Origin of the sequence: Halomonas flagellata (genome assembly GCF_022487945.1) — a bacterium.
Lineage (GTDB): Bacteria > Pseudomonadota > Gammaproteobacteria > Pseudomonadales > Halomonadaceae > Halomonas > Halomonas flagellata.
Window position 1 is genome coordinate 48,317 of the sequence record NZ_JAKVPY010000016.1, and the last position, 24,657, is coordinate 72,973.

Annotated in this window: 27 protein-coding genes, 1 tRNA gene and 1 pseudogene; 22 read left to right on the forward strand and 7 right to left on the reverse strand. The window is 64.5% G+C overall.

All coding sequences use genetic code 11. The features are described from left to right. Positions 1-40: 40 nt before the first annotated feature. Positions 41-208: pseudogene (locus MKP05_RS21950) on the reverse strand (formate/nitrite transporter family protein); the annotation flags it as partial. On the opposite strand from MKP05_RS21950, the gene MKP05_RS13740 reads away from it, so the two are divergent. From MKP05_RS13740 to MKP05_RS13755, 4 genes are all read left to right on the forward strand, one after another. Continuing rightward, positions 207-830, forward strand: a complete 624-nt coding sequence (locus MKP05_RS13740) for a LolA family protein (protein ID WP_110283173.1) — start codon at positions 207-209, stop codon at positions 828-830. The pseudogene MKP05_RS21950 and the gene MKP05_RS13740 sit on opposite strands and share 2 nt — an antisense overlap. A 34-nt stretch (positions 831-864) precedes the next feature. Continuing rightward, a complete protein-coding gene (locus MKP05_RS13745) occupies positions 865-1,344 on the forward strand; it encodes an SRPBCC family protein (RefSeq protein WP_240568802.1) in 480 nt (159 codons plus the stop codon). Positions 1,345-1,455: 111 nt separating this feature from the next. Next, positions 1,456-1,815, forward strand: coding sequence for a YciI family protein (locus MKP05_RS13750; RefSeq protein WP_240568804.1), 360 nt, complete (start codon positions 1,456-1,458; stop codon positions 1,813-1,815). After that, entirely contained in the window at positions 1,815-3,068 is a 1,254-nt protein-coding gene (locus MKP05_RS13755; RefSeq protein ID WP_240568865.1) for an RNA polymerase sigma factor, read from the forward strand. The genes MKP05_RS13750 and MKP05_RS13755 overlap by 1 nt, the downstream gene beginning before the upstream one ends. A gap of 14 nt (positions 3,069-3,082) precedes the next feature. Here MKP05_RS13755 and MKP05_RS13760 read toward each other — a convergent pair whose 3' ends face one another. The 3 genes from MKP05_RS13760 to MKP05_RS13770 all read right to left on the reverse strand — a co-directional run bounded on the left by MKP05_RS13760 (position 3,083) and on the right by MKP05_RS13770 (position 5,841). Next, the gene (locus MKP05_RS13760) at positions 3,083-4,363 is read right to left on the reverse strand and encodes an MgtC/SapB family protein (RefSeq protein ID WP_240568805.1); all 1,281 of its coding nucleotides are present in this window, start codon (positions 4,361-4,363) and stop codon (positions 3,083-3,085) included. Positions 4,364-4,448: 85 nt separating this feature from the next. Then, complete coding sequence (locus MKP05_RS13765; RefSeq protein WP_240568806.1) at positions 4,449-5,069, reverse strand: class I SAM-dependent methyltransferase; 621 nt, start codon at positions 5,067-5,069, stop codon at positions 4,449-4,451. A gap of 49 nt (positions 5,070-5,118) precedes the next feature. Then, entirely contained in the window at positions 5,119-5,841 is a 723-nt protein-coding gene (locus MKP05_RS13770; protein WP_240568807.1) for a cytochrome c biogenesis CcdA family protein, read from the reverse strand. A 395-nt stretch (positions 5,842-6,236) separates the two neighbouring features. Between MKP05_RS13770 and MKP05_RS13775 the strand changes: the two genes are divergently transcribed. From MKP05_RS13775 to MKP05_RS13855, 17 genes are all read left to right on the forward strand, one after another. Continuing rightward, positions 6,237-6,662, forward strand: coding sequence for a heavy metal-responsive transcriptional regulator (locus tag MKP05_RS13775; RefSeq protein ID WP_240568808.1), 426 nt, complete (start codon positions 6,237-6,239; stop codon positions 6,660-6,662). Positions 6,663-6,729: 67 nt separating this feature from the next. After that, positions 6,730-9,222, forward strand: a complete 2,493-nt coding sequence (locus MKP05_RS13780) for a heavy metal translocating P-type ATPase (RefSeq protein ID WP_240568809.1) — start codon at positions 6,730-6,732, stop codon at positions 9,220-9,222. Positions 9,223-9,455: 233 nt separating this feature from the next. Beyond that, positions 9,456-10,133: a TVP38/TMEM64 family protein gene (locus MKP05_RS13785; protein WP_240568810.1), complete on the forward strand. Its 678-nt coding sequence runs from the start codon at positions 9,456-9,458 to the stop codon at positions 10,131-10,133. A gap of 213 nt (positions 10,134-10,346) precedes the next feature. Beyond that, positions 10,347-11,159 carry a prolipoprotein diacylglyceryl transferase gene (gene lgt, locus MKP05_RS13790; protein ID WP_110283184.1) on the forward strand — a complete coding sequence of 271 codons (813 nt, stop codon included), beginning with the start codon at positions 10,347-10,349 and terminating at the stop codon, positions 11,157-11,159. Next, a complete protein-coding gene (locus MKP05_RS13795; RefSeq protein WP_240568811.1) occupies positions 11,156-11,698 on the forward strand; it encodes a protein-disulfide reductase DsbD domain-containing protein in 543 nt (180 codons plus the stop codon). The genes lgt and MKP05_RS13795 overlap by 4 nt, the downstream gene beginning before the upstream one ends. Continuing rightward, positions 11,699-12,430: a sulfite exporter TauE/SafE family protein gene (locus MKP05_RS13800; RefSeq protein WP_240568812.1), complete on the forward strand. Its 732-nt coding sequence runs from the start codon at positions 11,699-11,701 to the stop codon at positions 12,428-12,430. A gap of 237 nt (positions 12,431-12,667) precedes the next feature. After that, a complete protein-coding gene (locus MKP05_RS13805) occupies positions 12,668-13,378 on the forward strand; it encodes an SCO family protein (RefSeq protein ID WP_240568814.1) in 711 nt (236 codons plus the stop codon). A 65-nt stretch (positions 13,379-13,443) separates the two neighbouring features. Further along, positions 13,444-13,884 carry a DUF411 domain-containing protein gene (locus MKP05_RS13810; RefSeq protein ID WP_240568816.1) on the forward strand — a complete coding sequence of 147 codons (441 nt, stop codon included), beginning with the start codon at positions 13,444-13,446 and terminating at the stop codon, positions 13,882-13,884. A 15-nt stretch (positions 13,885-13,899) separates the two neighbouring features. Then, entirely contained in the window at positions 13,900-14,463 is a 564-nt protein-coding gene (locus MKP05_RS13815) for a TlpA family protein disulfide reductase (protein ID WP_110283188.1), read from the forward strand. Continuing rightward, the gene (locus MKP05_RS13820; RefSeq protein WP_240568817.1) at positions 14,460-14,840 is read left to right on the forward strand and encodes a hypothetical protein; all 381 of its coding nucleotides are present in this window, start codon (positions 14,460-14,462) and stop codon (positions 14,838-14,840) included. Before MKP05_RS13815 ends, MKP05_RS13820 begins: the two co-directional genes overlap by 4 nt. A 17-nt stretch (positions 14,841-14,857) precedes the next feature. Next, on the forward strand, positions 14,858-15,601 hold the full coding sequence (locus MKP05_RS13825) for a cytochrome c biogenesis CcdA family protein (RefSeq protein WP_240568819.1): 744 nt from the start codon (positions 14,858-14,860) through the stop codon (positions 15,599-15,601). Between the two features lie 167 nt (positions 15,602-15,768). Continuing rightward, positions 15,769-16,635, forward strand: coding sequence for a WD40/YVTN/BNR-like repeat-containing protein (locus MKP05_RS13830; RefSeq protein WP_240568821.1), 867 nt, complete (start codon positions 15,769-15,771; stop codon positions 16,633-16,635). Beyond that, positions 16,628-17,086, forward strand: a complete 459-nt coding sequence (locus tag MKP05_RS13835) for a c-type cytochrome (protein WP_240568822.1) — start codon at positions 16,628-16,630, stop codon at positions 17,084-17,086. Before MKP05_RS13830 ends, MKP05_RS13835 begins: the two co-directional genes overlap by 8 nt. Before the next feature lie 40 nt (positions 17,087-17,126). After that, positions 17,127-18,167 carry a cytochrome c oxidase assembly protein gene (locus MKP05_RS13840; protein WP_240568824.1) on the forward strand — a complete coding sequence of 347 codons (1,041 nt, stop codon included), beginning with the start codon at positions 17,127-17,129 and terminating at the stop codon, positions 18,165-18,167. 635 nt (positions 18,168-18,802) lie between these two features. Continuing rightward, positions 18,803-19,255: a LexA family protein gene (locus MKP05_RS13845; protein ID WP_240568826.1), complete on the forward strand. Its 453-nt coding sequence runs from the start codon at positions 18,803-18,805 to the stop codon at positions 19,253-19,255. Further along, positions 19,252-20,529, forward strand: a complete 1,278-nt coding sequence (locus MKP05_RS13850) for a Y-family DNA polymerase (protein ID WP_240568828.1) — start codon at positions 19,252-19,254, stop codon at positions 20,527-20,529. The genes MKP05_RS13845 and MKP05_RS13850 overlap by 4 nt, the downstream gene beginning before the upstream one ends. 190 nt (positions 20,530-20,719) lie before the next feature. Then, on the forward strand, positions 20,720-21,595 hold the full coding sequence (locus MKP05_RS13855; RefSeq protein ID WP_240568830.1) for a bifunctional nuclease domain-containing protein: 876 nt from the start codon (positions 20,720-20,722) through the stop codon (positions 21,593-21,595). A 65-nt stretch (positions 21,596-21,660) separates the two neighbouring features. On the opposite strand, the gene MKP05_RS13860 is transcribed toward MKP05_RS13855, so the two are convergent. After that, a tRNA-Thr gene (locus tag MKP05_RS13860) sits at positions 21,661-21,736 on the reverse strand. 61 nt (positions 21,737-21,797) lie between these two features. Continuing rightward, complete coding sequence (locus MKP05_RS13865) at positions 21,798-22,607, reverse strand: acyl-CoA thioesterase (RefSeq protein WP_110283193.1); 810 nt, start codon at positions 22,605-22,607, stop codon at positions 21,798-21,800. A 92-nt stretch (positions 22,608-22,699) separates the two neighbouring features. Between MKP05_RS13865 and tadA the strand changes: the two genes are divergently transcribed. Beyond that, positions 22,700-23,170 carry a tRNA adenosine(34) deaminase TadA gene (tadA, locus tag MKP05_RS13870; RefSeq protein ID WP_240568867.1) on the forward strand — a complete coding sequence of 157 codons (471 nt, stop codon included), beginning with the start codon at positions 22,700-22,702 and terminating at the stop codon, positions 23,168-23,170. 6 nt (positions 23,171-23,176) lie between these two features. Here tadA and mltF read toward each other — a convergent pair whose 3' ends face one another. Continuing rightward, a complete protein-coding gene (mltF, locus tag MKP05_RS13875) occupies positions 23,177-24,640 on the reverse strand; it encodes a membrane-bound lytic murein transglycosylase MltF (RefSeq protein ID WP_240568832.1) in 1,464 nt (487 codons plus the stop codon). Positions 24,641-24,657 lie beyond the last annotated feature (17 nt).

The window sequence follows — 24,657 nt, forward strand, 5'->3', positions numbered from 1 at the left end:
AGTGACACCACCCCTTGCCCATCCAGGACCAGCCCCAGGGGCAAAAGAACCAGTTGGCGATGGAGTGCTCGAAGCCGAGGGTCACGAAGGCGCTGATGGGCAGCACTATGGCCAGGAGCTTGTCGGTCACACTGTGCCTGTTCACGGGCTCCACGCTGCTAAGCTGAGGGCAGGCAGGTCGCCGCCTGGCCATGGGGGAGAGATGCATGTTGCCGGAACTGTTGATGGTGGTCGCGCTCGGCCTGGAGCCCGATCCCTTGTCGGCGGCCCTGTCGCGCTTCGAGCGGGTGAATGCCTACCAACTGACCGTGCGCAGCGAGGGTCGGCGTGGCGAGGAGATCATCCGCTACGCCTACCGTCGCCCCGGCTTCATCCGCATGGACATGGTCACGCCCTACAGCGGGGCCGTGCTGATCTACAGCCCCGAGACCCGGCGAGTCCGGCTCTGGCCCTTCGGCTCCCCCGAGCGGCGTGTCGGTCTGTCCCTCAGCCCTCTCAACCCCTTGGTACGCAGCGCCCGGGGACACCGGGTGGACGAGTCGGACGTGGGCACCCTGCTGCGCAACGTGCAGCGACTGCAGCAGCAGGGGGAGCTGCATCATCTGGGTGGCGCCGTGGTCGATGGTCGCCGCAGCCATCATCTGGTCGTGCAGGGCGAGGAGGGGCACCGGGTGGGCGAGGTGGCCCGCTACGAGCTGTGGCTCGACGAGGAGACCCTGTTCCCGCTCAAGGTCATCAGTTCGGACCGGCTGGGGAGCGTGATCGAGAGGGTGTGGCTGGAGGAGATCGTCATCGATCCCGACCTGCCGGAGAGCTTCTTCTCGCCCTGAGCACCTGTCTTGAGCGCAGGCAAGGACCCCGAACATGGCGGAGTTCCGGTTCGTCACCACCTGGCGGTTCGAGGCGCCGATCGACGAGGTGTATCGGGCCATCAGTTCGTCGCTATGCTGGCCGGCCTGGTGGGAGAGCCTCTGCTCGGTGGAGGAGCTGACGCCGGGTGATACCAACGGCATCGGCCGGCGGTATCGCTACACCTGGAAGAGCCGCCTGGGCTATCGCCTGCGCTTCGAGATCCGCGTCACCCGCGTCCGGCCGGGCCGATCGATCGAGGGAATCGCCAGTGGCGACGTGCAGGGTAGCGGCCGCTGGCAGTTGACCGAGGAGGGGCGAGTCACCCGGGTGCGATACGAATGGCGGGTACGCCCCGTCCGGCGCTGGATGGCCCTGGTGGCCCCCGTCGCGGGGCCGCTGTTCGCCTGGAATCATCATGCCGTGATGCAGGACGGTGCCACCGGGCTCGCCCGGTGGCTCGGCGTGCGGCTGCTCGGGACCACCCGCGAGTGAGGCGGCCATCGACCTCGCCGGCGCACTCGATGCGCTGTCGATTCTCACCACCGTCGCTCGACCCTTGTGCAGGCAGCGCCTAGGCTGCTTGGCAACCGAGGAGATTTCGACATGCAATACATGCTGATGTGCTGTATCGACGAGGCCCTGTGGGAGGCGTTGCCCGAGGCGTCGCGCGACGAGGTGATGGATGACTACCATGGGCTGATCCAGGAGATGGTCACCAGCGGCCACTACCGGGGCGGAGCACGGCTGCAGTCGGTGGCCACCTCCACCACCCTGCGCGAGCAGGACGGCAAGGTGGTGACCCTCGACGGCCCCTTCGCCGAGGCCCGCGAGCAGTTGGGGGGCTTCCATGTGGTGGAGTGCCGCGACCTGGACGAGGTCCTGGCCCTGGCCCGGCGCATCCCGCCGCTGCGGGTGGGGGGCGCGGTCGAGGTGCGGCCGGTGGACCCGGCCTATCGCATGTGATGGGGACGCAGCTCGACCTGGCCGCCCTCTATCGGCGTGAGTATGGTCGCCTGCTCGCCGGCCTGATTCGCCGCTTCGGCGATTTCGCGCTGGCCGAGGATGCCCTGCAGGCGGCCTTCGAGGCCGCCATGGCGCAGTGGCCGGCCGAGGGCGTGCCACCGACCCCGGTCTCCTGGCTGGCGGCCACCGCCCGGCACAAGGCCGTCGACCAGCTGCGCCATCGGCAGATGCGCGAGCGCAAGCAGGGCGAGCTCGCGACCCATCTGGCGCTGCTGCTCGAGTCCGCGTCGGGTGGCGACGAGCCCGAGCCGCTGGACAGCCTACGGCTGATCTTCACCTGCTGCCATCCGGCCCTGTCCCGGTCCGCCCAGGTGGCACTGACGCTGCGCACCCTGGGCGGGCTCACCACCGAGGAGATCGCCCGGGCCTTCATGGTGCCGGTGCCCACCCTGGCCCAGCGGCTGGTGCGCGCCAAGGCCAAGATCCGCGATGCCGGCATTCCCTTCGAGGTGCCGGACGACGACGACCTGGCCGAGCGTCTGGAAGCGGTGCTGGCGGTGATCTACCTGATCTTCAACGAGGGCTATGTCGCCAGCTACGGCGATCGGCTGATACGCGTCGAGCTGTGCCATGAGGCGATTCGTCTCGGCCGCCTGCTGGTCGGGCTGCTGCCCGCCGAGCGCGAGGCCCGGGGCCTGCTGGCGCTGATGCTGCTGCATGACGCCCGGCGCGAGACGCGGACCGATACCGCCGGCGACATCGTGCTGCTCGAGGAGCAGGACCGTACGCGCTGGGACCGGGAGGCGATCGCCGAGGGTGTCGCCCAGGTCGAGCTGGCCCTGCGAGGCCGGTCGCCGGGGGCGCGCTCCCTGCTGGCCGGGTCTTACACGATCCAGGCGGCGATCGCCGCCCTGCATGCCCAGGCGCCCACGGCGGCCCGGACCGACTGGCGGCGCATCGCGGCGCTCTACAGCCTGCTCCACGGCCTCCAGCCCACTCCGGTGGTGGCGCTCAACCGTGCCGTGGCCATCGCCATGGCGGACGGTCTGGAGACGGGCCTGGACCTGCTCGAGGAGATCCACCTGCCCGGCTATCACCTGCTGCCGGCCACCCGGGCCGACCTGCTGCGTCGGCTGGGCCGATACGGCGAGGCCGCCGCGCAGTACCGCGAGGCCCTGCGCCTGGTGACCCAGGCGGCGGAGCGGCGCTTCCTCGAGCGGCGTCTGGCCGAGGTCGAACGACGGCGGGACTGAGCTCGCTCGCCGGCTCAGACCAGCCAGGCCAGCGCCAGCCCTGCCAGCAAGGAGGCGAGCATCGGCAGGGCGACCCGCTGGCCGAGCCGGCGAGTGCCGAAGCCGGCCGCGAGGCCGGCCTTCACCAGGTTGTTCACCGCGGCGGCGATGACGATCCCCAGCACCGCGGTGGAGGCGTCGATGCGCCCCAGCGACATGCGGGTCAGCGATAGGGTGATGGCGTCGACATCGGCCAGCCCGGAGGTGGCGGCCAGCAGGTAGATGCCGGCCTCGCCCAGCCACTCCCTGAGCCATTCACCGAGCAGCATGATCAGCGCCAGCAGGGCACCGAACAGCAGCGCCGTGCGCAGTTCCAGCGGGTTCTGGATCAGCGCCGGTCGGTCGAGCTTGAGCGCCCGATGCTGGGTGCGCCAGAGGTAGAGGGCCGGGGCATAGAGCAGCACGCCCATCACCGTGACCGGCAGCAGTAGTCGAGGCAGCAGGCCGGGGCTGACCACCGCGGCGTAGATCAGGATGCGCGGGAACATGGTGCCGCAGGCGAGCAGGATGCCGGCGGCCAGCATCGCCTGGACCTCCTGGCTGTGGCGCGACTGGCGGGCGAAGTGCAGGGTCAGGGCGGTGGAGGAGCTGAGCCCGGCGAACAGGCCGGTGAAGAGGATGCCCTTCTCGGGGCCACCGACACGGATGGCGAAGTAACCGACGAAGGAGATCGCGGCGATCAGCACCACCATCCACCAGATCTGGTAGGGGTTGAGGGCCTCGCCCGGCCCCATCCCCTGGTTGGGCAGCAACGGCAGCATCACCACGGTGATCAGCAGCAGCTTGAGGCCGGCATCGAGCTCGTGGGCCTGCAGCTTGCCCAGCAGGCCGTGGATCTCGCGCTTGTTGTCGAGAATCACCGCGGTGATCACGGCACAGGCGGTGGCCAGGGCCAGGTCGATGGCCACCGCGATGGCGCCGAAGCAGAAGGTGAGCAGCAGTCCGATCAGGCCGGTGATGCTGTAGTCGCGATGTTCGCTCACCCGGGCCCGCCAGGCCACCAGGCCGATGGCCGCCACGGCCAGGAACAGCAGCGGGAAGGCCCAGGCGATGAGCCGTTCGGCGAGCAGCGCGGCGATGCCGCCGAGCAGTCCCACCAGGGCATGGGTACGGATGCCGGCGATGCGTTCGCCGGACTTCTGCTCCCGTGCCACCCAGCCCCGCTCGATGCCGATCAGCGCCCCCAGCAGCAGCGCCACCGCCAGTCGGAGGGCGGTCTCGTTGGCGGCGATGAACTGGCTGGCGACGTCGTCCATGGGCGATGCCCCTGCTTCTGGCGTGGAGACCCTATGATCAGGGCGTGTTCACGAAGTCCATCCGGCTCCTTGACCGCATACCGGGTTACCGGGAAACGGCTGCCCCCCAGTAGTTGAAACCGGCCCATCTTGGGACCTTCGGCAGATAGCCTGTCTCCATCCGGTGAATACCGAAGCCGCCATGTTCGATGAGTTCGGGTATCGGCCGGTTGAGATTGCACCCGCCTGCCATCTTGCGCCACAGGGGGTTAGCGCGGTCTTGCCACTTGCGCACACTCTCATCCGGCGCCGTGCCATGTTCACAGAACAACAGCTGTCCTCCCGGCTTGAGGACACGGCGCATCTGCTCGAGCGCCCGATTCCAGTCCGGAATCGTACACAGGGTATAGGTGAGCACCACGCTATCCGCACTATTGTCCTCGAGCGGAATTTCCTCGCCCGGAAAGTCCAGCCAGCGCACCTCGAACGGTGCGTCGGCGACGTTGTGGCGGGCCTTGCGTCGCATGCCTTCGGAAGGCTCGAGCCCCCAGACCAGCTCGACCTTGTCTGGATCATAGTGAGGAATGTTGATACCGGACCCCATGCCCACCTCCAGGACACGACCCCGCGCTTCCGGCACCACTGCCGCCCGCTGACGATCGACCACCTTGTTGCCACACGCCAGGTGGAGGAGATGGGGCAAGATATGCTTCTCGTAAAAGGACATCAGGTATCGTCACCTGTTCGTTGGATGGCGTGGTGAGATTCAGTATCGACTATCCCAGCGTCGCCAGGGACGGGAAGAGATCGACCATGATGCTGGAGAGACGCGTCATGGTACCCGAGACGATAGCGATGCCCATGAGGATCACGATCGTGCCGGCGACCGGCCGAGCATAGGCGCTCCACCTCCCCAGACTTTGCCGATGCAGGGCGAATCGATTGATCAGCAGGGTGCTGGCGAGAAAAGGCAGCGCCAGGCCCACTGAATAGGCGCTGAGATAGATCATGCCGGCCTGGGCACTGGCGGCACTGGAGGTGGCCATCAGGATGGCGCCCAGGATGGGGCCGATACAGGGTGTCCAGCCGATGGCGAAGGATACCCCGAACACCGTCGCCGACAGCGGGGAGCCGCCCTGGACGTTCGGTGTGAACTGAAGGGTGCGCTGGAAAAGCGACAACCGGAACACGCCGGTCATGAACAGGCCGAGCACGATCACCACGGAGCCGGTGATCCAGTTGAGCTCCTGGCGATAGCCGCGCAGCAGTTGACCGATACCGCTGGCGCCGAGCCCCAGCACGATGAACACGATGCTGAAGCCGAAGATGAAGAAGGCACTGAGGATCAACGCCTCAAGCCGTCTATCGGCCTTGCCGGCACTACCGCCCGTGACCACCGACAGGTAGGCCGGTAGCAGCGGCAGGGTGCAGGGAGAGAAGAAGGAGATCAACCCGCCGGCGAAAGCACCGATCAAGCCGATAGAAGAGAGAGATTCCAAGGCATTACGCTTCCTGGGGGTGTCAACGCACGAGGCGCGAACCGGCCTGCGGCCGGCTGCCTGCTTCGCATTCGGTTCAGTGAACGATTCTAGAGGTTATGTCCACTTCAAGGTCAACCATGAATAGTTGAATAACAATATAAGTATTTAGAATAATCGCTATGCCGAAGGCGCTTGACCTTAAAGTTGGCTTCAAGGTTATCGTGCGCAGTACATCATCGTTTCGCTGTCGCCATTGGGGACCCCAGAGTGCGCTTCTCCAGGATTGGGCTGTCAAGACGACCTGCCTGCGTCGTGCGCCAGCGGGACTGACCAGGGCCACTGTTCCTGAACCCGGCAGCCCGACCCCATAGGTCTGCCTGAAGGTCCGATTCACAGTGTCGTGAGGTGAAGCCATGCAAACCATCAGTATCGGCGAGCTTGCCGAACTCAGCGGGGTCGCCAGCCAGGCGATTCGGTACTACGAGAAAGAGAAACTCATGCCCGCCCCGCAGCGCACGGACGCCAACTATCGGCGCTATCCCGTCGACGCGGTGGCCAGGCTGCAATTCATCGTTCATGCCAAGCAGTGGGGCTTCACGCTCGACGAGATTCGCGAGCTGCTGATCCTCCAGGATGCCAACGGCGACCGAGCCCAGGCCAAGCGCATCGCCGAAGAGAAACTGCACAAGATCCGCGAGCAGATCAAGCATCTCTCCCGAGTCGAGGCCGTGCTGTCGAGAACTCTCATCGAGTGCTCAGGAGAGGGGCCGATGCAGGAAGGTTGTCCGATCGTCGAGGCCATCGCCGATAAAGCCGATGAGCGGGAGCGAAACCACTGACAACGCAATACTGATACCCATAACTCGCGTGTCTTGTCGGGTGGGTAAGGGAGAGGGGAAGGCAATCATGGCTGAAAACGTCGACATCGAGATTCGTGGCATGTCCTGTGCGTCCTGCGTCGGACGGGTGGAGCGTGCGCTCGGCAAGCTGCCGGGGGTCATCCACGCCCAGGTAAATCTTGCCATGCAGAAGGCTGCCATCGAGGTGGAGGGAGGCACTCCTACTGCCGGCCTGCTCGACGCCATCGAAGCGGCGGGCTATCAGCCGGTGGTGGAAAGCAGCGACATTCCCGTTACCGGCATGAGCTGCGGATCCTGCGTCTCGCGGATCGAGCGAGCGCTCGGCAAGCTGCCCGGCATGGTGGAGGTGAGTGTCAATCTCGCCACACAGAAGGCCTTCGTACGTTACCTGCCGGGGGCCGTGTCGTTGTCGCTTATCCATCATGCCATCCGGGAGGCGGGCTATGAGCCGCAGGCTGGCGATGCGCCACAGCAGGCGGACAGCGAGGACCGGGAGGGAGCACAGCTTCGCAACCGGGTCGTGCTCGCCGCGGTGTTCACGATCCCGGTGGTCATCATCGCCATGGGCAAGATGATTCCGGCGCTGGAGACGCTCTTCTCGAGCCTGATGCCACACCGTGGCTGGATGGGGATCGAGTGGCTGCTCACCACTCCCGTCCTGTTCTACGCCGGGGCGCGCTTCTACCGCGCCGGCTATGCCGAACTCCGACATGCCAATCCGGGCATGAACAGCCTGGTCATGATCGGTTCGAGCGCCGCCTATTTCTATTCGGTCGCCGCCCTGCTGATGCCCGGATTTTTTCCCACCGGGACCGCCGAAAGCTATTTCGAGGCGGCGGCGGTGATCGTGACGCTGATCCTGTTGGGACGCTACTTCGAGCACCTTGCCAAGGGCCGTACCTCCGAGGCGATCAAGAAGCTCCTGCAGCTGCAGGCGAAAACCGCCCGCGTCATCCGTGACGGCGAAGCGGTCGAGGTGCCAATCGAGGCCGTCGTACCCGGCGATCGCCTCCTGGCCCGCCCGGGCGAGCGAATCCCCGTGGACGGCGTCGTTGAAGACGGTCATTCCTACGTCGACGAGTCGATGATCAGCGGTGAGCCGGTGCCGGTCGCCAAGCAGAAGGATGCCGAGGTCGTCGGCGGTACCATCAACAAGAACGGTGCGCTCACCTTCCGTGCCACGCGGGTCGGCGCCGACACGCTGCTGTCACAAATCATCAGGATGGTGGAAGCGGCCCAGGCCGAGAAGCCCCCGATCCAGCAGCTGGCCGACAAGATCGCCGGCGTCTTCGTGCCCGTGGTGATCGCCATCGCCCTGATCACCTTCGGGGTGTGGTTCGCCGTCGGGCCGGCCCCGGCCCTGTCCTTCGCCTTTGTCACGACCGTCAGCGTGCTGTTGATCGCCTGCCCCTGCGCCATGGGCTTGGCCACGCCGACCGCGATCATGGTCGGCACCGGCAAGGGTGCGGAAATGGGGGTGCTGTTTCGCAAGGGCGCGGCGCTCGAGACACTTGCCAAGATGGATACCGTCGTGCTGGACAAGACCGGCACGCTGACCCGGGGGCGCCCCGAGCTGACCGACTTCGAAGCGATCGACGGTCACGAGAACGAGGTGCTGCGACTGGTAGCGGCGGTGGAAGCGCAGAGCGAACACCCCATTGCCGAGGCCATCGTGCGCGGTGCCAGGGCGCGCGGGCTTGAATTGCCGGCCGTGAGCCATTTCGGCGCTGAGCCTGGCTATGGTATCGAGGCCGACGTCGCCGGTCATCGGCTTCACGTGGGTGCCGATCGCTATATGAACCGGCTCGGGATCGGGCTCGGCAAGGCGGAAGAGCGCGCCAAGGCGCTTGCCGAAGACGCCAAGAGCCCCCTCTATGCCGCGGTGGACGGTCGGCTCGCGGCGATCATCGCGGTGGCTGACCCGCTCAAGGAGGGCTCGGCCGAGGCCATCGCGGCACTCAAGGCGCTGGGGCTGGAAGTGGCCATGCTCACCGGCGACAATCGCGCCACGGCCGAAGCCATTGCCCGGCAGGCCGGTATTCAGCGGGTGCTCGCCGAGGTGCTGCCGGACCAGAAGGCGGCGGAGATACGGCGCCTCCAGTCGGAGGGCAGACGTGTCGCCTTCGTGGGGGACGGGATCAACGATGCGCCGGCGCTGGCCCAGGCCGATGTGGGTATTGCGATCGGTACCGGTACCGATATCGCGATCGAGGCCGGCGATGTGGTGCTGATGCGTGGCGACCTGCGAGGCATCGTCAATGCCACGGCGCTCTCCAAGCGTACCCATCGGACCATTATCGGTAATTTCGTCTGGGCTTATGGCTACAACCTGGCCCTGATCCCTGTGGCGGCAGGCGCGCTCTATCCATTCGTCGGCGTATTGCTCAACCCCATGCTGGCGGCTGCCGCCATGAGCTTCTCCAGCGTCTTCGTGCTGACCAACTCGTTGCGGCTGCGCCGCTTTACGCCGGATATCGACGACGCTTCACCCATGACACGTGGTGAACCCCAGGTGGGTCAAGTCCACCACCAAGCCTAAGCAGCGAAAGTCAACGGGAGACAGAGATGATGGGAAGCGAAGCATGCATGTAGGGTATGGCGGGGATGGGGCTGATTTCCATCCTGCTGGTTATTGCACTGATACTTGGCGTTGCTGCGCTCGTCAAATATCTCTTCTTTAACAAGAGACACGAGAAATAAAAGAAAAGTGTAGGCATGAGGCTAAATCCCGATGGCCTAATGAAAGGATTCGGCACACCACATGAGACGAATATGGCAAGCAAGCTTGGTGTAAAGCCTAGACTCGTCGTGGGAACTGCTGTGCTGATTGGCTTGGCAGCTCTCTACTGGGCCCTGATGGAGACCGGTGCCTTATCGATATTCTCTGATAAGAGCGCCTTGCGCGAGTGGGTTGGTCAACTGGGTTTCTGGGGGCCGCTGGCCATTATTGCCATGATGATAGCGGCCATTGTCATGAGCCCGATCCCCAGTGGACCGATCGCCATGGTGGCCGGTGCGACCTACGGCCCTGTTTGGGGGACGGCGTATGTGGTCATCGGTGCCGAGGCCGGCGCTCTGCTCGCCTTCGGCATTGCCCGCCTGCTCGGCTATGAGGTGATCCATCGCTGGTCGCGTATACGTCCCATGTTGGACTGGCTGGGAAAGGAGCGTTCTCAGACGGGGTTGATGCTCGTCGTTTTCGCATCGCGATTGGTGCCATTTATTTCGTTCGATGCCGTCAGTTACGCGGCGGGCCTCACACCGCTCGCCTTCTGGCGCTTCTTGATTGCCACGCTGGCCGGGGTAGTTCCGACGGCGTACCTGATCGTCATGTTCGGCGACGTACTGATTACCGCCGATTCCAGAGGTCTGACAGTCGTCTTGATTCTGATCAGCGGTGTCACGCTCCTGCCGATCCTGGCGAAACTCATTTGGACTCGGCATGCATGACTGGTGATGGCGCTGGCAACCTCGGCCATCGAGGTGCGCGTCTCCTTCATCGAACGAAGCCAGGCGACCTGGTCGGCGAGGCGGGACCGGTGACGCTCGGTGAGTCCGATTCGCCGGTCGACGTCACCATCGATCATGGCGTTGTGTAAGCGAGGTCTATCGCAAATGCTAGCTCGGCGACATGCATTGGTTGCTAGAACATAAGGAAGACTCATGCTGCAATATCCTCAGATCGATCCCGTGGCCATCTCCCTGGGGCCAGTACAGATTCACTGGTATGGCCTGATGTACGTAGTCGGGCTGACCGCCGCCTGGTGGCTAGGGCGTCGTCGTGCCCACCGCCTGGGCCTGAATCACGATGATATCGGCGATCTGATTTTTTACGCTGCCGTGGGGATCATCTTGGGTGGCCGCCTTGGCTATGTGCTGTTCTATGGGCTCGAGCAACTCCTGGCCAACCCCTTGTGGCTATTTCGGGTTTGGGATGGAGGCATGAGTTTCCATGGCGGGCTGGCCGGTGTGTTGATGGCAGCATGGCTGTTTGCCCGCAAGCACCGCCTGGCCTTCTTTCAGCTGACCGATTTCATCGCCCCGCTGGTGCCGATCGGCCTGGGCGCGGGGCGCCTCGGCAATTTCATCAATCACGAGCTGCCGGGGCGTATCAGCGATGTCCCCTGGGCCATGGTATTCCCCCCCATGATGGGGCTGGGGCCGGAGCCGCGTCATCCCTCGGCGCTCTACGAGTTCGCCCTGGAAGGGGTGGTACTGTTTGCCGTGCTGTGGTGGCTGTCGAGCCGACCACGCCAGCGGGGCATGATCTCCGGGCTGTTCCTGACGTGCTATGGCGCCTTCCGCTTCACCGTGGAGTTCGTGCGCCTGCCCGACCCCCATCTGGGGTTCATCGCCTTCGGCTGGCTGACCATGGGGCAGCTGTTGACCCTGCCGATGCTCATCGCGGGCCTTGCCCTGGTCGTCTGGGCGAGGCGTCAGCCGGTGAATGAGGCGAAAACGGCGGTGGCCTCATGAAAACGGCCTTCGCTTTTCTGCTGGTTCTGCTGTTCATCGCCACGCCGGTATCGGCCCGCGGGGAGTTTCCCGTGGGCCGTGACAAGAGCAATCCCTTCAGTGACCCGGTTCAGGGAAGATTCCTGCCGGCTAAAGAAGCCTTCCGGGCCAGCGCCTGGCGAGACGATGAACGCGTATATGTCGGCTTTATCAATGCCGAAGACTATTACCTCCACCGGCATCAGTTCGCCCTTGACAGCCGCGACCCGGGGGTCAGTTTCGCTGAACTGGCCTTGCCTCCCGGCGAGCTCATGGTGCATGCATCTCTGGGGGAGATCCATGTGTTCTATGACCGGGTGGTATTCAGTGCGCCCATCGAGGCGAGCGACGCCGCTACCGAGCCGCTGACCATCACGGTGACCTTTCAGGGCTGTTCCGATCAGGGGCTTTGCTATCCGCCCGAACAGATCGAGCTCGAAGCGCTGTACGGTTCGCCTCCGGCAGCCTTCACCACCAGCCCCTCCCATGACACGGCGGATGGCCCCAAAGGAGCGCTTTGAATGGATCCCGCCGACCTGAGCCTGCCGCCGTTGGCGGCGGCCTTCATTTTCGGCCTGCTGGGGGGAGCGCACTGCATTGGTATGTGTGGTGGGATCATGAGTGCCCTGACCTTTGCCGTGCCCCCCAGCATGCGGCAGCCAGGACGCCTGGCCGGCCTGTTGCTCGGCTACAACTTGGGTCGTATCACAAGCTACATGATCGCCGGCGCCCTCGTGGCGTTGCTCGGTTCCGTGCTCAATCATGCCCTGGATGGTATCGCCCTGGCGCTGCGTATCCTGGCGGCTGTCATGCTGGTTCTGATGGCGCTGTATATCGCCAACTGGTGGAAGGGTTTGGTTCATGTCGAGGCCCTGGGGCGCGCTCTCTGGCGTCGTGTCGAGCCCTTTGGCCGACGCTTGATGCCAGTCGTGAAGGTGCCCCAGGCCTTCGCGCTGGGCTCGATCTGGGGCTGGATGCCCTGCGGGCTGATCTATTCAATGCTGGCCTGGAGTCTGGCCGTGGCCGAGCCGTTGCGCGCCGCGACGATGATGGGAGCCTTCGGGCTCGGCACCCTGCCCGCCGTCCTGGCAACCGGCGTGGCAGCCCGTCGCGTCTCGCTATGGATTCGTCATCCGGCGACCCGCACGATGGCGGCATTGCTGATCATTTCATTTGCCGCCTGGCAACTCTGGCATCTGCAATCCATGACCGGAATGGACGATATGGCCAGCATGACGCCGTCGCATCACTGATCCACGCGCCCACGAGCACTCTACAACCTCAGGGCAGCCCAAGGGCAAGGCCCCGGTTGTCGGCCCATGTCGGGAGTTCCCTCCCGGTGCTGAGATTCCAAAATGAGGGCTTGACCTTGAAGTGGGCTTCAAGGATACCTTTTCAGCTAGCAGCCCAGCTGCTGAAGGGAAGCCGTAATCAAGCCTTGACACCTGCCTACCTGGCGGCAAGGTGCTTCACGGGAAAAGGAAAGTGTCATGCGGAATCGTCGTACTGCGATCTTGACCGCCGCCATCATCGCCACCAGCGCCTTCGGGGCCGGCTCGCTTTCCTTCGCTCACTCCCTCGACGAGGCCGAGGAGACATTGCAGGAACGAGAGCGCTACGCCCAGTTTGTCGACCAGCCGGCTCCGGCATTCTCCTTGACCGATGTTGACGGCAATATCGTCTCTTCCTCCGACCTGGAAGAGAGCGTCGTGGTGCTCAATTTCATCTACACGCGCTGCAGGGAAGCCTGCCCGGTGCATATGAACCTGATTGCCGAGGTACAGGAGCAAGTCAACGACGCCGGCCTGCATGAAGACGTCGAATTTATCACGATTGCTACCGATAGCGAGGACATCGCTGGCACGCGCGACAACATGCGGGCCTATGGCACAAATTTCGACTTCGACCCCGCAAGTTGGCGGTTTCTTTATCGGGGCGAAAACGAGCCTGCCGACACCACACGCCAGGTCGCGGAAGCCTATGGCCTCAAGTTCGACGATGTGGCCGAGGGCGTCCAGAGTCATGGCGTCGTGACTCATGTCATCGATCAGTCGGGGCGTATGCGCGCCCGCTTTCATGGTCTGGAATTCGCGCCGGAGCACCTGGTCGATTATGTAGAAGTGTTGGTCAAGGGGCCGGAGGCACTGTCTGACAGCTTATGGGGCCGTATCCATCATTACGTTACCAATATCTTCAATTAATGTTGTGAAAATATAGCACAACAAACCATTGAGTGTTATCCATGACTTTTCAGGAGACCCCACAGATGAAGCACTTGAAGACACTCACCATGGCTGCGCTGATGACCTTCCCCTTTGCGGGATTGGCAGCCGAGACCTCGGCGACTCTCTACAAGAACCCCAACTGTGGCTGCTGTGCCGAATACGCCAAGTATCTGGAAGAGAACGGGTTCGACGTGGAGACGATCGATACCAATGATCTCGCCCAGATGAAAGCCGAACACAACGTCCCCGAGAAGCTGCATGGTTGCCATACCACGCTCATTGGAGACTACATTTTCGAAGGTCACGTACCCGTGGAAAGCGTAGCCAAGGTACTTGATGAGGAGCCCTTCATCCAAGGGCTGAGCGTACCGGGGATGCCGCTTGGCTCACCGGGAATGTCGGGAGAGAAACGCGGCCCACTCGAAGTCTATACCTTGGCCTTCGAGCCAACCGGTACCCCCGAAATTTACGCCACCCACTGAAGGTGAGCTTTGGTGATGGGAAAACTGACCGGAGCCAGTTGGCTAGCAGCGGCATTGTGGGTAGCGATCACCTCTTCGGCCGCCGCCGAACCTCCCGAACGTGTAGGGCCGAATGGATTGCTTCTCTGGGAAAGCCCGCGCGACGTGTCGGACATCAGTTTCGAGGATAGCGATGGCACCCCTCTGACGCTGGCTGACTTCGAAGGGAAACTGATCCTGCTCAACGTCTGGGCGACATGGTGTGGCCCCTGCCGCGAGGAAATGCCCACCCTGGATGCCCTCCAGGTTGAATTGGGTGGGATGGACTTCGAGGTCGTTGCGCTCTCGATCGACCGCAAGGGCATCGAGGTCGTCAACGAATTCTATCAGGAGGTGGGTATCGAGCATCTTGCCCCCTATGTCGATCAAACCGGCATGGCCAGCGCGGACCTGGGTGCCGTGGGTATTCCCACGACGCTTCTGCTCGACCGCCAGGGCAAGGAGGTCGGACGCCTGGTCGGGGAGGCCGAATGGAATACCCCCGAGATGATCGAGTTTCTTACCGAAACGATAGCAAGCACCAACGAGGAAGCGCCATGAGTTGCTGTGACGACAAGACCCCGCAGGGGCAGGAGACCTCCGGACTGAAAGGCTGGGTGACAGGGCCACGCCGCTGGATGCTTTTGGGTGCCGTGGTGGTGGCTGGTGGCCTTGCCATGGGCTGGGATCAACTGGTCCTGCTGGGTATCGCGCCTATCCTGGTGAGTATCTTGCCTTGCCTCGTCATGTGCGGAGCAATGTGCATGATGAAATGCAAGGACAAGAAAGGTAAGGCTACCGACCAGGGCGAAGCCTCTGGCGTCCAAGCCAAAGTGGAAGCCTCTCCTATAGCGTCAAGGGCGACCGACACCACCACTCGCCACGAAGCGGATCACAACGTGCCGACCGAGCAGCCCGTGTCGAGGCTCCAAGCCTAGCCGCGGGGTAAGGAGTGATGTGGGAAGTTGCCAATATCGGCCTGGCCACTGCCTTTCTGGCGGGCCTGATTTCGTTCGTTTCGCCCTGTGTCTTGCCGCTCGTGCCTGGCTATCTCTCCTTCGTGGCCGGGCGCTCGCTGGGGCAGATACGGGAAGCGGACCGGCGCGAGCGGCTCCGGGTGTTGACCCAGTCGATATGGTTCGTGCTCGGGTTCTCCACGGTATTCCTGATGCTTGGTGCCAGTGCCACGGCCATCGGTCGCCTGCTGCTGGTCTATCGCCAGGAAGCCAACCTGGTCGGCGGTATCATCGTCATCCTGTTCGGTGCCTTCATGACCGGGCTCATCCCGCTGCACTGGTTACAGCGAGAGTGGCGGTTTATCGGCAGGCTCAAGGAAGAGGGTGGCGGGCGCGGTGCGGCTTATCTGCTCGGCGTGGCGTTCGCGTTCGGCTGGACCCCCTGTATCGGCCCGATCCTCGGCGCCATTCTGACCGTCAGCGCCTCGACGGCCAATGCCTCGAGCGGCGTGGCATTACTCGGCATTTATTCGCTGGGCCTGGGTGTGCCCTTCCTGCTGAGTGCCATTTCGCTCGACCGTTTCTTGCACCACCAGAAATTCCTGCGCCGCTGGGGCCGGGTCATGCATCTGGCGGCCGGGCTGATCATGATCCTGATGGGTATCTTGATGATCACCGGAAAACTGACCGAGCTGTCCTATTGGTTATTGCGCACCTTCCCTGCCCTGGGCAGCATTGGCTAGGCTTTGTCCTAAAACTGCCTGCGCTCGCCCATACGGCGTTAAAAATCAGCTTAAAATGCTCATTTACACCCACGTAAACTCCGCTTTTTCGCTGATTTTTGCCTTGTCTGGCCATCGCTCGCCGACTTTTCGGACAAAGCCTAGCCGTTGTTCAAGGAAATATTGATATGAGAAATATCGCAAGTCGCTTCTTGCAGGCCCTGTCATTGGCGAGTGGGGTCATGGTTAGCCTGGGTATCGCCGGTGTGGCCGGGGCTGCCGAGAAGGCATTGCCGTCGCTGAGTTATGACCGGACGAGCGAACGGCTGCTCAAGGTGGATGCCAACCAGCTTTCCCAGAGCATGAATGGCGGCGCGACCTGGCAAGAGATTCCCTTGCCTGACGTGGTGAAGGATGGACGGTTGGTAACGGCATCGGTTCCGGCAACAGCCGAGAAGGCGCTCTACATCGCAGGCCCCTCCATCGGGGTGCAGCGCAGCACCGATCATGGAGAAAGCTGGCATGCAGCCGATGAGGGCCTACCTAGCCAGGACGTCATCGCTTTCACCGTGCACCGTAACCAGCCAGAAACGCTCTATGCGGTGATCGCCGCCGACGGTCTCTACCAAAGCGAGGATGCCGGCACGACCTGGAAGAAGATGGATAGCGGCCCGACTCAGGCCATTCGCCGCCTCGTCCACTCCGACATGGAGGGCAGCATGCAGACCGGCTGGCTCTACGCGGTCTCCGACGATGCGGTGCGCCTGTCGATGGACTGCTTCTGCGGCTGGCGACCGACCGGGGAGCTCGATGCCGGCAGGGTCTATGATATGGCCTACGATCTCGACGATCCCGAACGCGTCTATGTGACCACGGAGCAGGGCCTGTGGCGCAGCGACAGTGGCGGCCAGGTATGGCAACGGGTGAATGACGACGGCACGGAGAAAGTCGCGCTCGCTCTTGCCCCGGCGGGAACGCTCTATGCGCTGGATCGCGAGGGGGAGCTCATGCGTAGCGAAGACCAGGGACAGAGCTGGACACCCCCCGATGCGTGACCGCTGGCTCCTCGTCACGACGTGGCTGTTGTTAAGTGCTGCCGGTCAGGCCATGGCGGAGGGTGGCCCCTCTTCGAGCGATGCCTCTCCGCTGGAAGACGGGGAAAGGATCTACCTGCAGTATTGTGCCAGCTGCCATGGACCTCAGGGCGAGGGCATGCCGAACTGGGAGCGCCAGAATGCCCAGGGCGAACTGCCGGCTCCCCCGCACGGGCCGGAGGGCCATACCTGGAAGCACTCCGATGCCATGCTCTACCGGATTGTCTCCGAGGGGTGGCGCGACCCCTGGAACAAGACCGAGCGACTCACCATGCCGGCCTTCAAGGATCTCCTGAGCCCTGCCGAGATCCGCGACGTGGTGAACTACCTCAAGACATTATGGACGCCGGAGCAACAGCGCCATCAGGCGGAAGAGAGCGAGGGAGCCCCATTTCCGATGCAAAGTGAGTAGCGATGCTCTCGGTCGATATTTCCAATCAAGGATGAGTGCCATGGCAACTTCCCGACAGCGGTACTGGATGTGCCTACCATTGGTGCTGCTTGCGACGTCTGCGATGGCGCATAGCGATGGCTCGTTGGCGGCTAATGTCTTGTTTTCCTGGTCCTTTGATCTGGATTTCATGCTGCCCTTGGCGCTGGTGTGCTTCGTCTATCTACGTGGTATACGGCAACGCCAACAACGCGGACGACTAACGAGTCATCGAGAGACCTCTCTTGTATTTCTGGGACTCTTCATGCTTTTCCTCGCCCTCCAGTCGCCCATCGATCCGCTCGGCGAGCGAAGCTTTTCCATGCACCAGGTGCAGCATCTCTTATTACGCACCCTGGGGCCCATGCTGCTGTTTCTTCCCTCCCCACAGACAACCTTCGTATCCGGCCTGAATACTCATGTTCGGCGGGTGTTAGGTCGAGTGGGGCGCTTGACGGGACTCGGCGTACTGGCGCATCCGATCACGGCAACCCTGTTGTTCGTAGGCCTGGCTTATGTCTGGCAGTATCCACCGTATTTCGAGCTGGCCTTGCGTAATGACATGGTGCATTACCTGATGCACGTCACCATGCTGGGGTCCGGGCTGTTGTTCTGGTGGTGCATCTTCGATACCCGCCCCTCGAGCACGTGCTATGGAACTCGACTGGCCATGTTGTGGATTGCCACGACCGCTAACATTGCCCTGGGTGCCTACCTGACGATGAAGACAGGCGTATTATTCCCGGTCTACGATGAGCTGGGACGGTTGTGGGTTGATGGCGACATGGATGAACTGCTGGGAGGGCTCATTGTCTGGATCCTTGGCAGCATGATGTCGCTGGTGCCGTTTCTGGTGATTATCAGACGCTGGGGCTATAAGAAAGACCGAATGAGAAAGGCAAGGATGACTGTCACCTCTGCGGGTAGTGATGCGGTTCGTAAGGGTTCGAGAGAGACAGCCGAAAATACCCTGCGCCTGGGCTGGATGCTAGGGCTATTCAGCGGGGGAATCTTCCTTGCCTTGATATCGGTGATGCTTCTTTCCCTGGGGATCAGAGTATAATATCCCTTTATCATGGAAGCCGGGTCTCGATTTCCCGCAAGATTTCGATCCACTTCTGTAGTAAAAGGAGCCTCTGTCAACGTGTACCTGCTCGACATTAGGCCTTGCTAACCTGCTGGGTCTCGTCGTGGGTGGCGTGGATCAGCCTCTTGGGTATCAAAAGGTGCCGGCCAAAATACCTTTTCCTCGACACAGTGCAAGCTGCAAGTCGCATCTTGCTTTGCAAACGGCAGATTCGCCTGCAGTGGCATAAGCAGTTCACCCACGACCAGGCCGTTATCGACAACGATCAGGAACTGGCCTTGATCGCTCGGTAAGATGTGCCACTGAGCCGAACAAGGCGCACGGCATTCGCCAGCCAGTAGCGGAGCATTACGCCGACATCGCCGGGCCCTCGAGCCCGGCGATGTCGCGCTGGACGCCGCCGGCCCGTCGGTTATGCCATTTGTCGATGGCCAATAGAAATGACCCACCAGCGGCCGTTGATCTCGCCCAGCAGCAGTGGAAAGGAAAGCTTCCCGGTCTGAATCAGCTCCGAACACGGGGGCTGGACCGCCTATGGACACCTCCTCGTTTGCCAAGCGCCGTGGTCTGCCGGATACTGTGTTTAAATATAGTATTGTCGGGAGGTGCCCATGTCGTTCGCTTCTCTGGTGTGCGTGATCGGCCGTGCCGCCCCCGCAGCCGGTAGCGGGGGGCAGCCACTGATGGGCTGCCGGGTGCGGGCCGGCTTCCCCAGCCCCGCGGATGACCACCTGGACGTCGAGATCGACCTGCATGCCCATGTGGTGCGTCGGCCGGCCTCGACCTACTTCGTGCGTGCCGAGGGCGACTCCATGCTCGGCGACGGTATCCACGACGGCGACCTGCTGGTGGTGGATCGCAGCCTCGAGCCGCAGCCCGGGCGGGTCGTCATCATCGCCGTGGACGGCGAGCCCACGGTCAAGCGGCTGGCACGACTCGGAGGCCACACCGTGCTGATGGCCAGCAATCCGCGGTTCGCGCCGATCCCGCTGGAGGGCCGCGAGGCCCACGTCTGGGGCGTGGTCACCCATGTCGTCCACGCGCTGCCGAGGGCGACGCCGTGATTGCCCTGGTCGACTGCGACAACTTCTATGTCAGCTGCGAGCGAGCCTTCGCCCCGCGGCTCGAGGGCCTGCCGGTGGGGGTGCTCTCCAACAACGACGGCTGCGTGGTGGCGCGCTCCCGGGAGCTCAAGGCGCTGGGGGTGGCCATGGGGGCGCCCCTGCACCTGTTGCCGCCGGCCATCCGCCGCCAGGCGGTGCTGCTCTCGAGCAACTATGCGCTCTACGGTGACATGTCGCGGCGCGTGAATCAGGTGCTGGCCGAGTTCTCGCCTGACGTGGAGATGTATTCCATCGACGAGAGCTTCATCGGCTTCGCCGGTTTCGATACGGCGGGGCTGGAGGCGCACTGCCACCGGCTGCGTGACACCGTGTGCCGCTGGACCGGCATTCCAGTGGGGGTGGGGCTGGCGCCCACCCGGGTGCTGGCCAAGGTGGCCAACCACCTGGCCAAGCAACAGTCGGCCTACGAGGGGGTCTGTCGGCTCGAGGCCGACAGTGCCGTGACGCGCCATGTGCTCGAACGGTTGCCGGTGGTCGAGCTGTGGGGGGTGGCGCGCCGAACCGGCGAGCGGCTGGCGCTGATGGGCATCGACACGGCCTGGCAGCTGCGCCAGGCGGACCCCGGGCGCATCCGCCGGGCCTTCTCGGTGGTGCTGGAGCGGCTGGTCTGGGAGCTGCGTGGCCACCCCGCCATCGACCTCGACGACCTGGCCGAACCGCGCCGGTGCATCCTGGTGTCGCGCTCCTTCGGGCGCCTGACCGGCGAGCCCGGCGATCTGCAGGCGGCGGTGCGCCAGCACGCCGCCCGGGCGGCCGAGAAGCTGCGTCGCCAGGGCAGCCTGGCTCGGGCCGTCCAGGTGTTCCTGCGCACCAGCCCCTTCCAGGTCGGCGAGCCCCAGTACCGCAACAGCGTGGTGGTGCCGCTGGCAGGACCCACCACCGATAGCCGCGACCTGTTCGAGGCCGCCGGTCGCGGGCTCGCGGCGATCTTCCGCGACGGTTACCGCTACCAGAAGTGCGGCGTCATGCTGCTCGACCTGGTGGACGACCGGGCGCGACAGCTCTCGCTGCTGGAGGAGTCCCGGAGCGAAGCCGAACGCGACCGTAGCCAGCGGCTGATGGCGACGGTCGACCGGCTCAACCGCGAGATGGGGCGCGATACCGTGCGCTTCGGCCTGCCTGGCAAGGACAACGCCTGGGCGCTGCGCTGCGAGCGGCGCACCTCGCGCTATACCACCCGCTGGGACGAGTTGATGAGGGTCAAGATCGGCTGAGCAGCGTGCGGCAGCAGGGCGGTCGAACGGCCCGGCATCAGCGCCGTTCCGGGCTGGCCCGAGGCCGGCTTGGCGATGCCTGCTGCCTGAATGGCGCAGCGGCGACGAGGCTGCCATTCTGAAAGGGCATTCACTCAACCGCCGGCACGACCCTGCCCAGCCGTCGGGGTCGGCGGTCGCGAGGCGCCCCATGTCATCCCCCCGCCTGCCTACCCTGCGGCGCCTGCTGGCGCTGCCGCTGCTCGTCGTGCTGCTGGTTGCCTGGGGGCAGGCGGCCGCACGGGAGCTCGCCGCCGACCCGGACACCATGGTCGAGGTGGAGGTCGCCACCATCGGCATATCCGGGGTCGGTGGCGTACCGGTGGTGTTGCTCCGCGAGCCCGGTGCTCGAGAAGTGATCCCGATCTTCATTGGCCCGGTGGAGGCCGGTGCCATCCTGCGGGGCCTGCGCGGTGACCGGCCGCGCAGGCCGATGACCCATGAACTGCTCGGCGACGTGCTCGCTGGCATCGAGGTGAGCCTGGAGCGGGTCTACGTCGACGCCATCGTCGACAACACCTTCCTCGGCATGCTCGAACTGCGCCTGGAGGGTCGCGATGACCCGATACGCATCGACAGCCGGCCCAGTGATGCCATCGCCCTGGCGCTCACCGCCGGGGCGAGCATCCTCGTTGCCCCCCAGGTGCTGGATGCCGCGCGCGAGATCGAGTACGAAGGATTCGCCGACCAGGCGGTGGTGGCGCTCGGCATCACGGTCACGCCCCTCGACGACGACCTGCGCGAGGCCCTCGGGTTGCCGGACGATACCGGCCTGCTGGTCAGTGACGTCAGCGGCCCGGCCGAGGAGGCCGGCATGGCGCCGGGGGCGCTGCTGCTCGAGGTGAACGGCGAGCCCCCCGAGAACCCGATGCACTTCCTCGAGCTGGTGCGCGACACTCCCGAGGATGAGGATGCCCACCTGCGCTACTGGCAGGAAGGCGAGGAGCACGAGCTCGACCTCTCCACCGATGTGCCGGCCCCTCGTTCACGCCGCCGCGAGCCGGCCACGCCAGGTATCGAGACCTGAGCGCTCCCCGTGCAGACGAAGACAGCCGCGCGGCATCTGCCGGGCGGCTGTCTCGTGGTGACTTCTGGTGCCGGTGATAGGAGTCGAACCTACGACCTACGCATTACGAGTGCGTTGCTCTACCGACTGAGCTACACCGGCCTTCGTTGGCGATGATAATGACAACTCCGGGGCATTGCCAGCAGCCGGAAGGGGCGGTGCTTCAGCGTAGCCGCGTCAGCCCCTCCTGGGCGGTGGAGGCGACCAGACGGCCCCGGCGGTCGTAGATGCTGCCGCGGGCGAAGCCGCGGGCGCCGCCGGCCCAGGGGCTGTCCATGTCGTAGAGCAGCCAGTCGTTGAGCTTGACGTCGTGATGGAACCAGAGCGCATGGTCGAGGCTGGCGATCTGCAGGGCCGGGTCACCGAAGGTGATGCCGTGGGGCACCAGCGCCGTGGTCAGCAGGTTGAAGTCGGAGCTGTAGGCGAGCAGATAGCGATTGAGTGCCGGGTCGTCCGGCAACTCGCCGGCCAGGCGGAACCAGAGCCGCTTGCGGGCGGGCTGCCCCGGCTTGGCCTCATCACCGAGATGAAGGAACTCGATGGGATGGCCGGGGAAGCGTTCTAGCCGGGCATCAGGGCTCTCCAGCGCCTCGGGGAAGGGCGCCTCGGGCATCGCCGGTTGATGGGCGAAGCCCCCCTCCTCGCCATGGAAGGAGGCACTGCAGAAGAAGATCGGCCGCCCCTTCTGGATGGCGGTGACCCGGCGGGTGGTGAAGCTGCCGCCGTCGCGCACCGCATCGACCTGATAGACTACCGGGCGATGGGCGTCGCCCGGGCGCAGGAAGTAGCCGTGCAGCGAGTGGGCGCGTCGCGCGGGGTCGACGGTCCGACTGGCGGCCGACAGGGCCTGGCCCAGCACCTGGCCGCCGAACAGCTGGGGCAGGCCGAGATCCTGGCTGGTGCCGCGGAACAGGTTCTCCTCGAGGGCCTCAAGGCCGAGCAGGTCCACCAGGGCATTCAGGGCGTCAGGCATGGTCGCTATCCTCCAGGGGCCGCCGGCATGGCGCGAGGCCGACGTTATCATACGATCGTTTCATGGCGTTCAGTCTACCGGAGTCGATGCCGATGCGCAGTGACGAATTCTACATGCACCGGGCTCTCGATCAGGCCCGCGAGGGGCTCGCCGCCGGCGAGGTGCCAGTGGGCGCGGTGGTGGTGGACGCCGCCGGCGAGATCGTGGGGCGCGGCTTCAATGCCCCGGTATCGGGCCATGACCCCAGCGCCCACGCCGAGGTGCGTGCGCTGCGCGCTGCCGGCGAGCGCCTCGGCAACTACCGGCTGGACGGTTGTACCCTCTACGTGACCCTGGAGCCCTGCCTGATGTGCACGGGAGCGATCATCCATGCTCGCCTCGCCCGGGTGGTCTATGGCGCCGCCGAACCACGCAGCGGCATGGTGGAGTCGAAGGCCAATCTCTTCGCCCAGCCCTGGCACAACCACCGCGTCGAGGTGGAAGGCGGGGTGCTGGCGGCGCGCGCCACGCGGCTGCTCAGGGAGTTCTTCGCTGCCCGGCGGGAAGGCGAGGAGGCCGGCTGACCCGCCCTACATGATCGGGGGGATGAGTTCGAGCACGCCGCTCTCCTGCTCGTCGGGCAACCGGGCATTGAGGCGATGGAACTGCTGCTGGCTGCGATCCACATAGGCGAGGATCTCGTAGTAGCGACGGATGTTGCGCACGTAGATCACTGGCTCGCCGCCGCGGGCATAGCCGTGCCGGGTCTTGCTGTGCCACTCCCGCTCCTGCAGCAGCGGCAGTGCCTCGCGCACGTCGGCCCAGCGATCCGGATCGCCGCCGCGCATCTCGGCGATGTCACGGGCGTCGTAGAGATGCCCCAACCCCACGTTGTAGGCGGCCATGGCCATGAACAGCCGGTCGTCTCCCGTGATCGACTCGGGCAGGCGCTCCTTCAGGCTGCGCAGGTAGCGGGCCCCGCCGTCGATGCTCTGCTCCGGGTCGAGGCGGTCGTCGACGTCCAGCTCGCCGGCGGTGGGCAGGGTCAGCATCATCAGGCCGCGTACCCCGGTGGGGGAGGTGGCCTCCGGGTCCCAGTGGGACTCCTGATAGCCCAGCGCGGCGAGCAGTTTCCAGTCGAAGCGGGTATTCCGTGCGGCTTCGCGGAACAACTCGGCATACGTCGGCAGGCGCTGGTGCACATGGTTGATGAAGGTGCGGGCGCCGACATACTCGAGATAGTCGTCGTGACCGAAGTAGCGGGCCATCAGGTCATCCAGTTCACCCCCTTCCCGTAGTTCGTCCAGGAAGCGGTTGGCGGCCTCCACCAGCCCCAGGCCGCGCCCGGCGGGAAAGGCCCAGGCCATGGAGAGTGGCTCGCCCAGCTCAAAGCCCCGCTCGACGCCGGGAAAGAACAGCCGGTTGAGGCGGAACTGATGGTCGAAGACCACTGCGGCGTCCAGGGTGCCGTCCTCCACCCGGCCGAGCAGTTCGGCCACTTCCAGGTCGGTGGACTCCTGCCAGCTCAGCCCGGGGTGCTCGGCCTGCAGCTCGCGAAGTACCAGGTCGGTGCCGGAGCCGCCCAGGGTGGCGATCGCCAGGCCGTCCAGGTCGTCGAGGCGCTTCACCGGAGGCAGTCCCCGGCGGTAGACCAGCAGCGGCCGCAGGTCGAGGATCGGTCGGCTGAAGATCACGCCTTGCCGGGTCGGGTCAAGTGGCAGGGCGGCGGCGCCCAGGTCGCCATCGCGCCGGACCGCCTCGATCACCTCGGGGATGTTGTGACTGGCGTCCAGGGTCAGGCTGACGCCGAGGTAGTCGGCGAAGCGTCGCATCAGCTCGTACTCGAAGCCGGTGGGACCCTGGCGTCCCAGGTAGTAGGTCGTGGGAGTGTTGCGGGTGTGCACGCTGATGAAGTCACGTGCCAGTATCGCCTCGAGATGCCGGCCATCGGGCACGCCGGGGCGCTCGGGCAGCAGGCCCAGGAGCAGTGCGACGGCCGAGGCGGCATAGCCGCGCCATGAGCGTCGGAGGTGGTCGGAAAGGGCTGTGGGCATTCGGCTGCTGGATGACG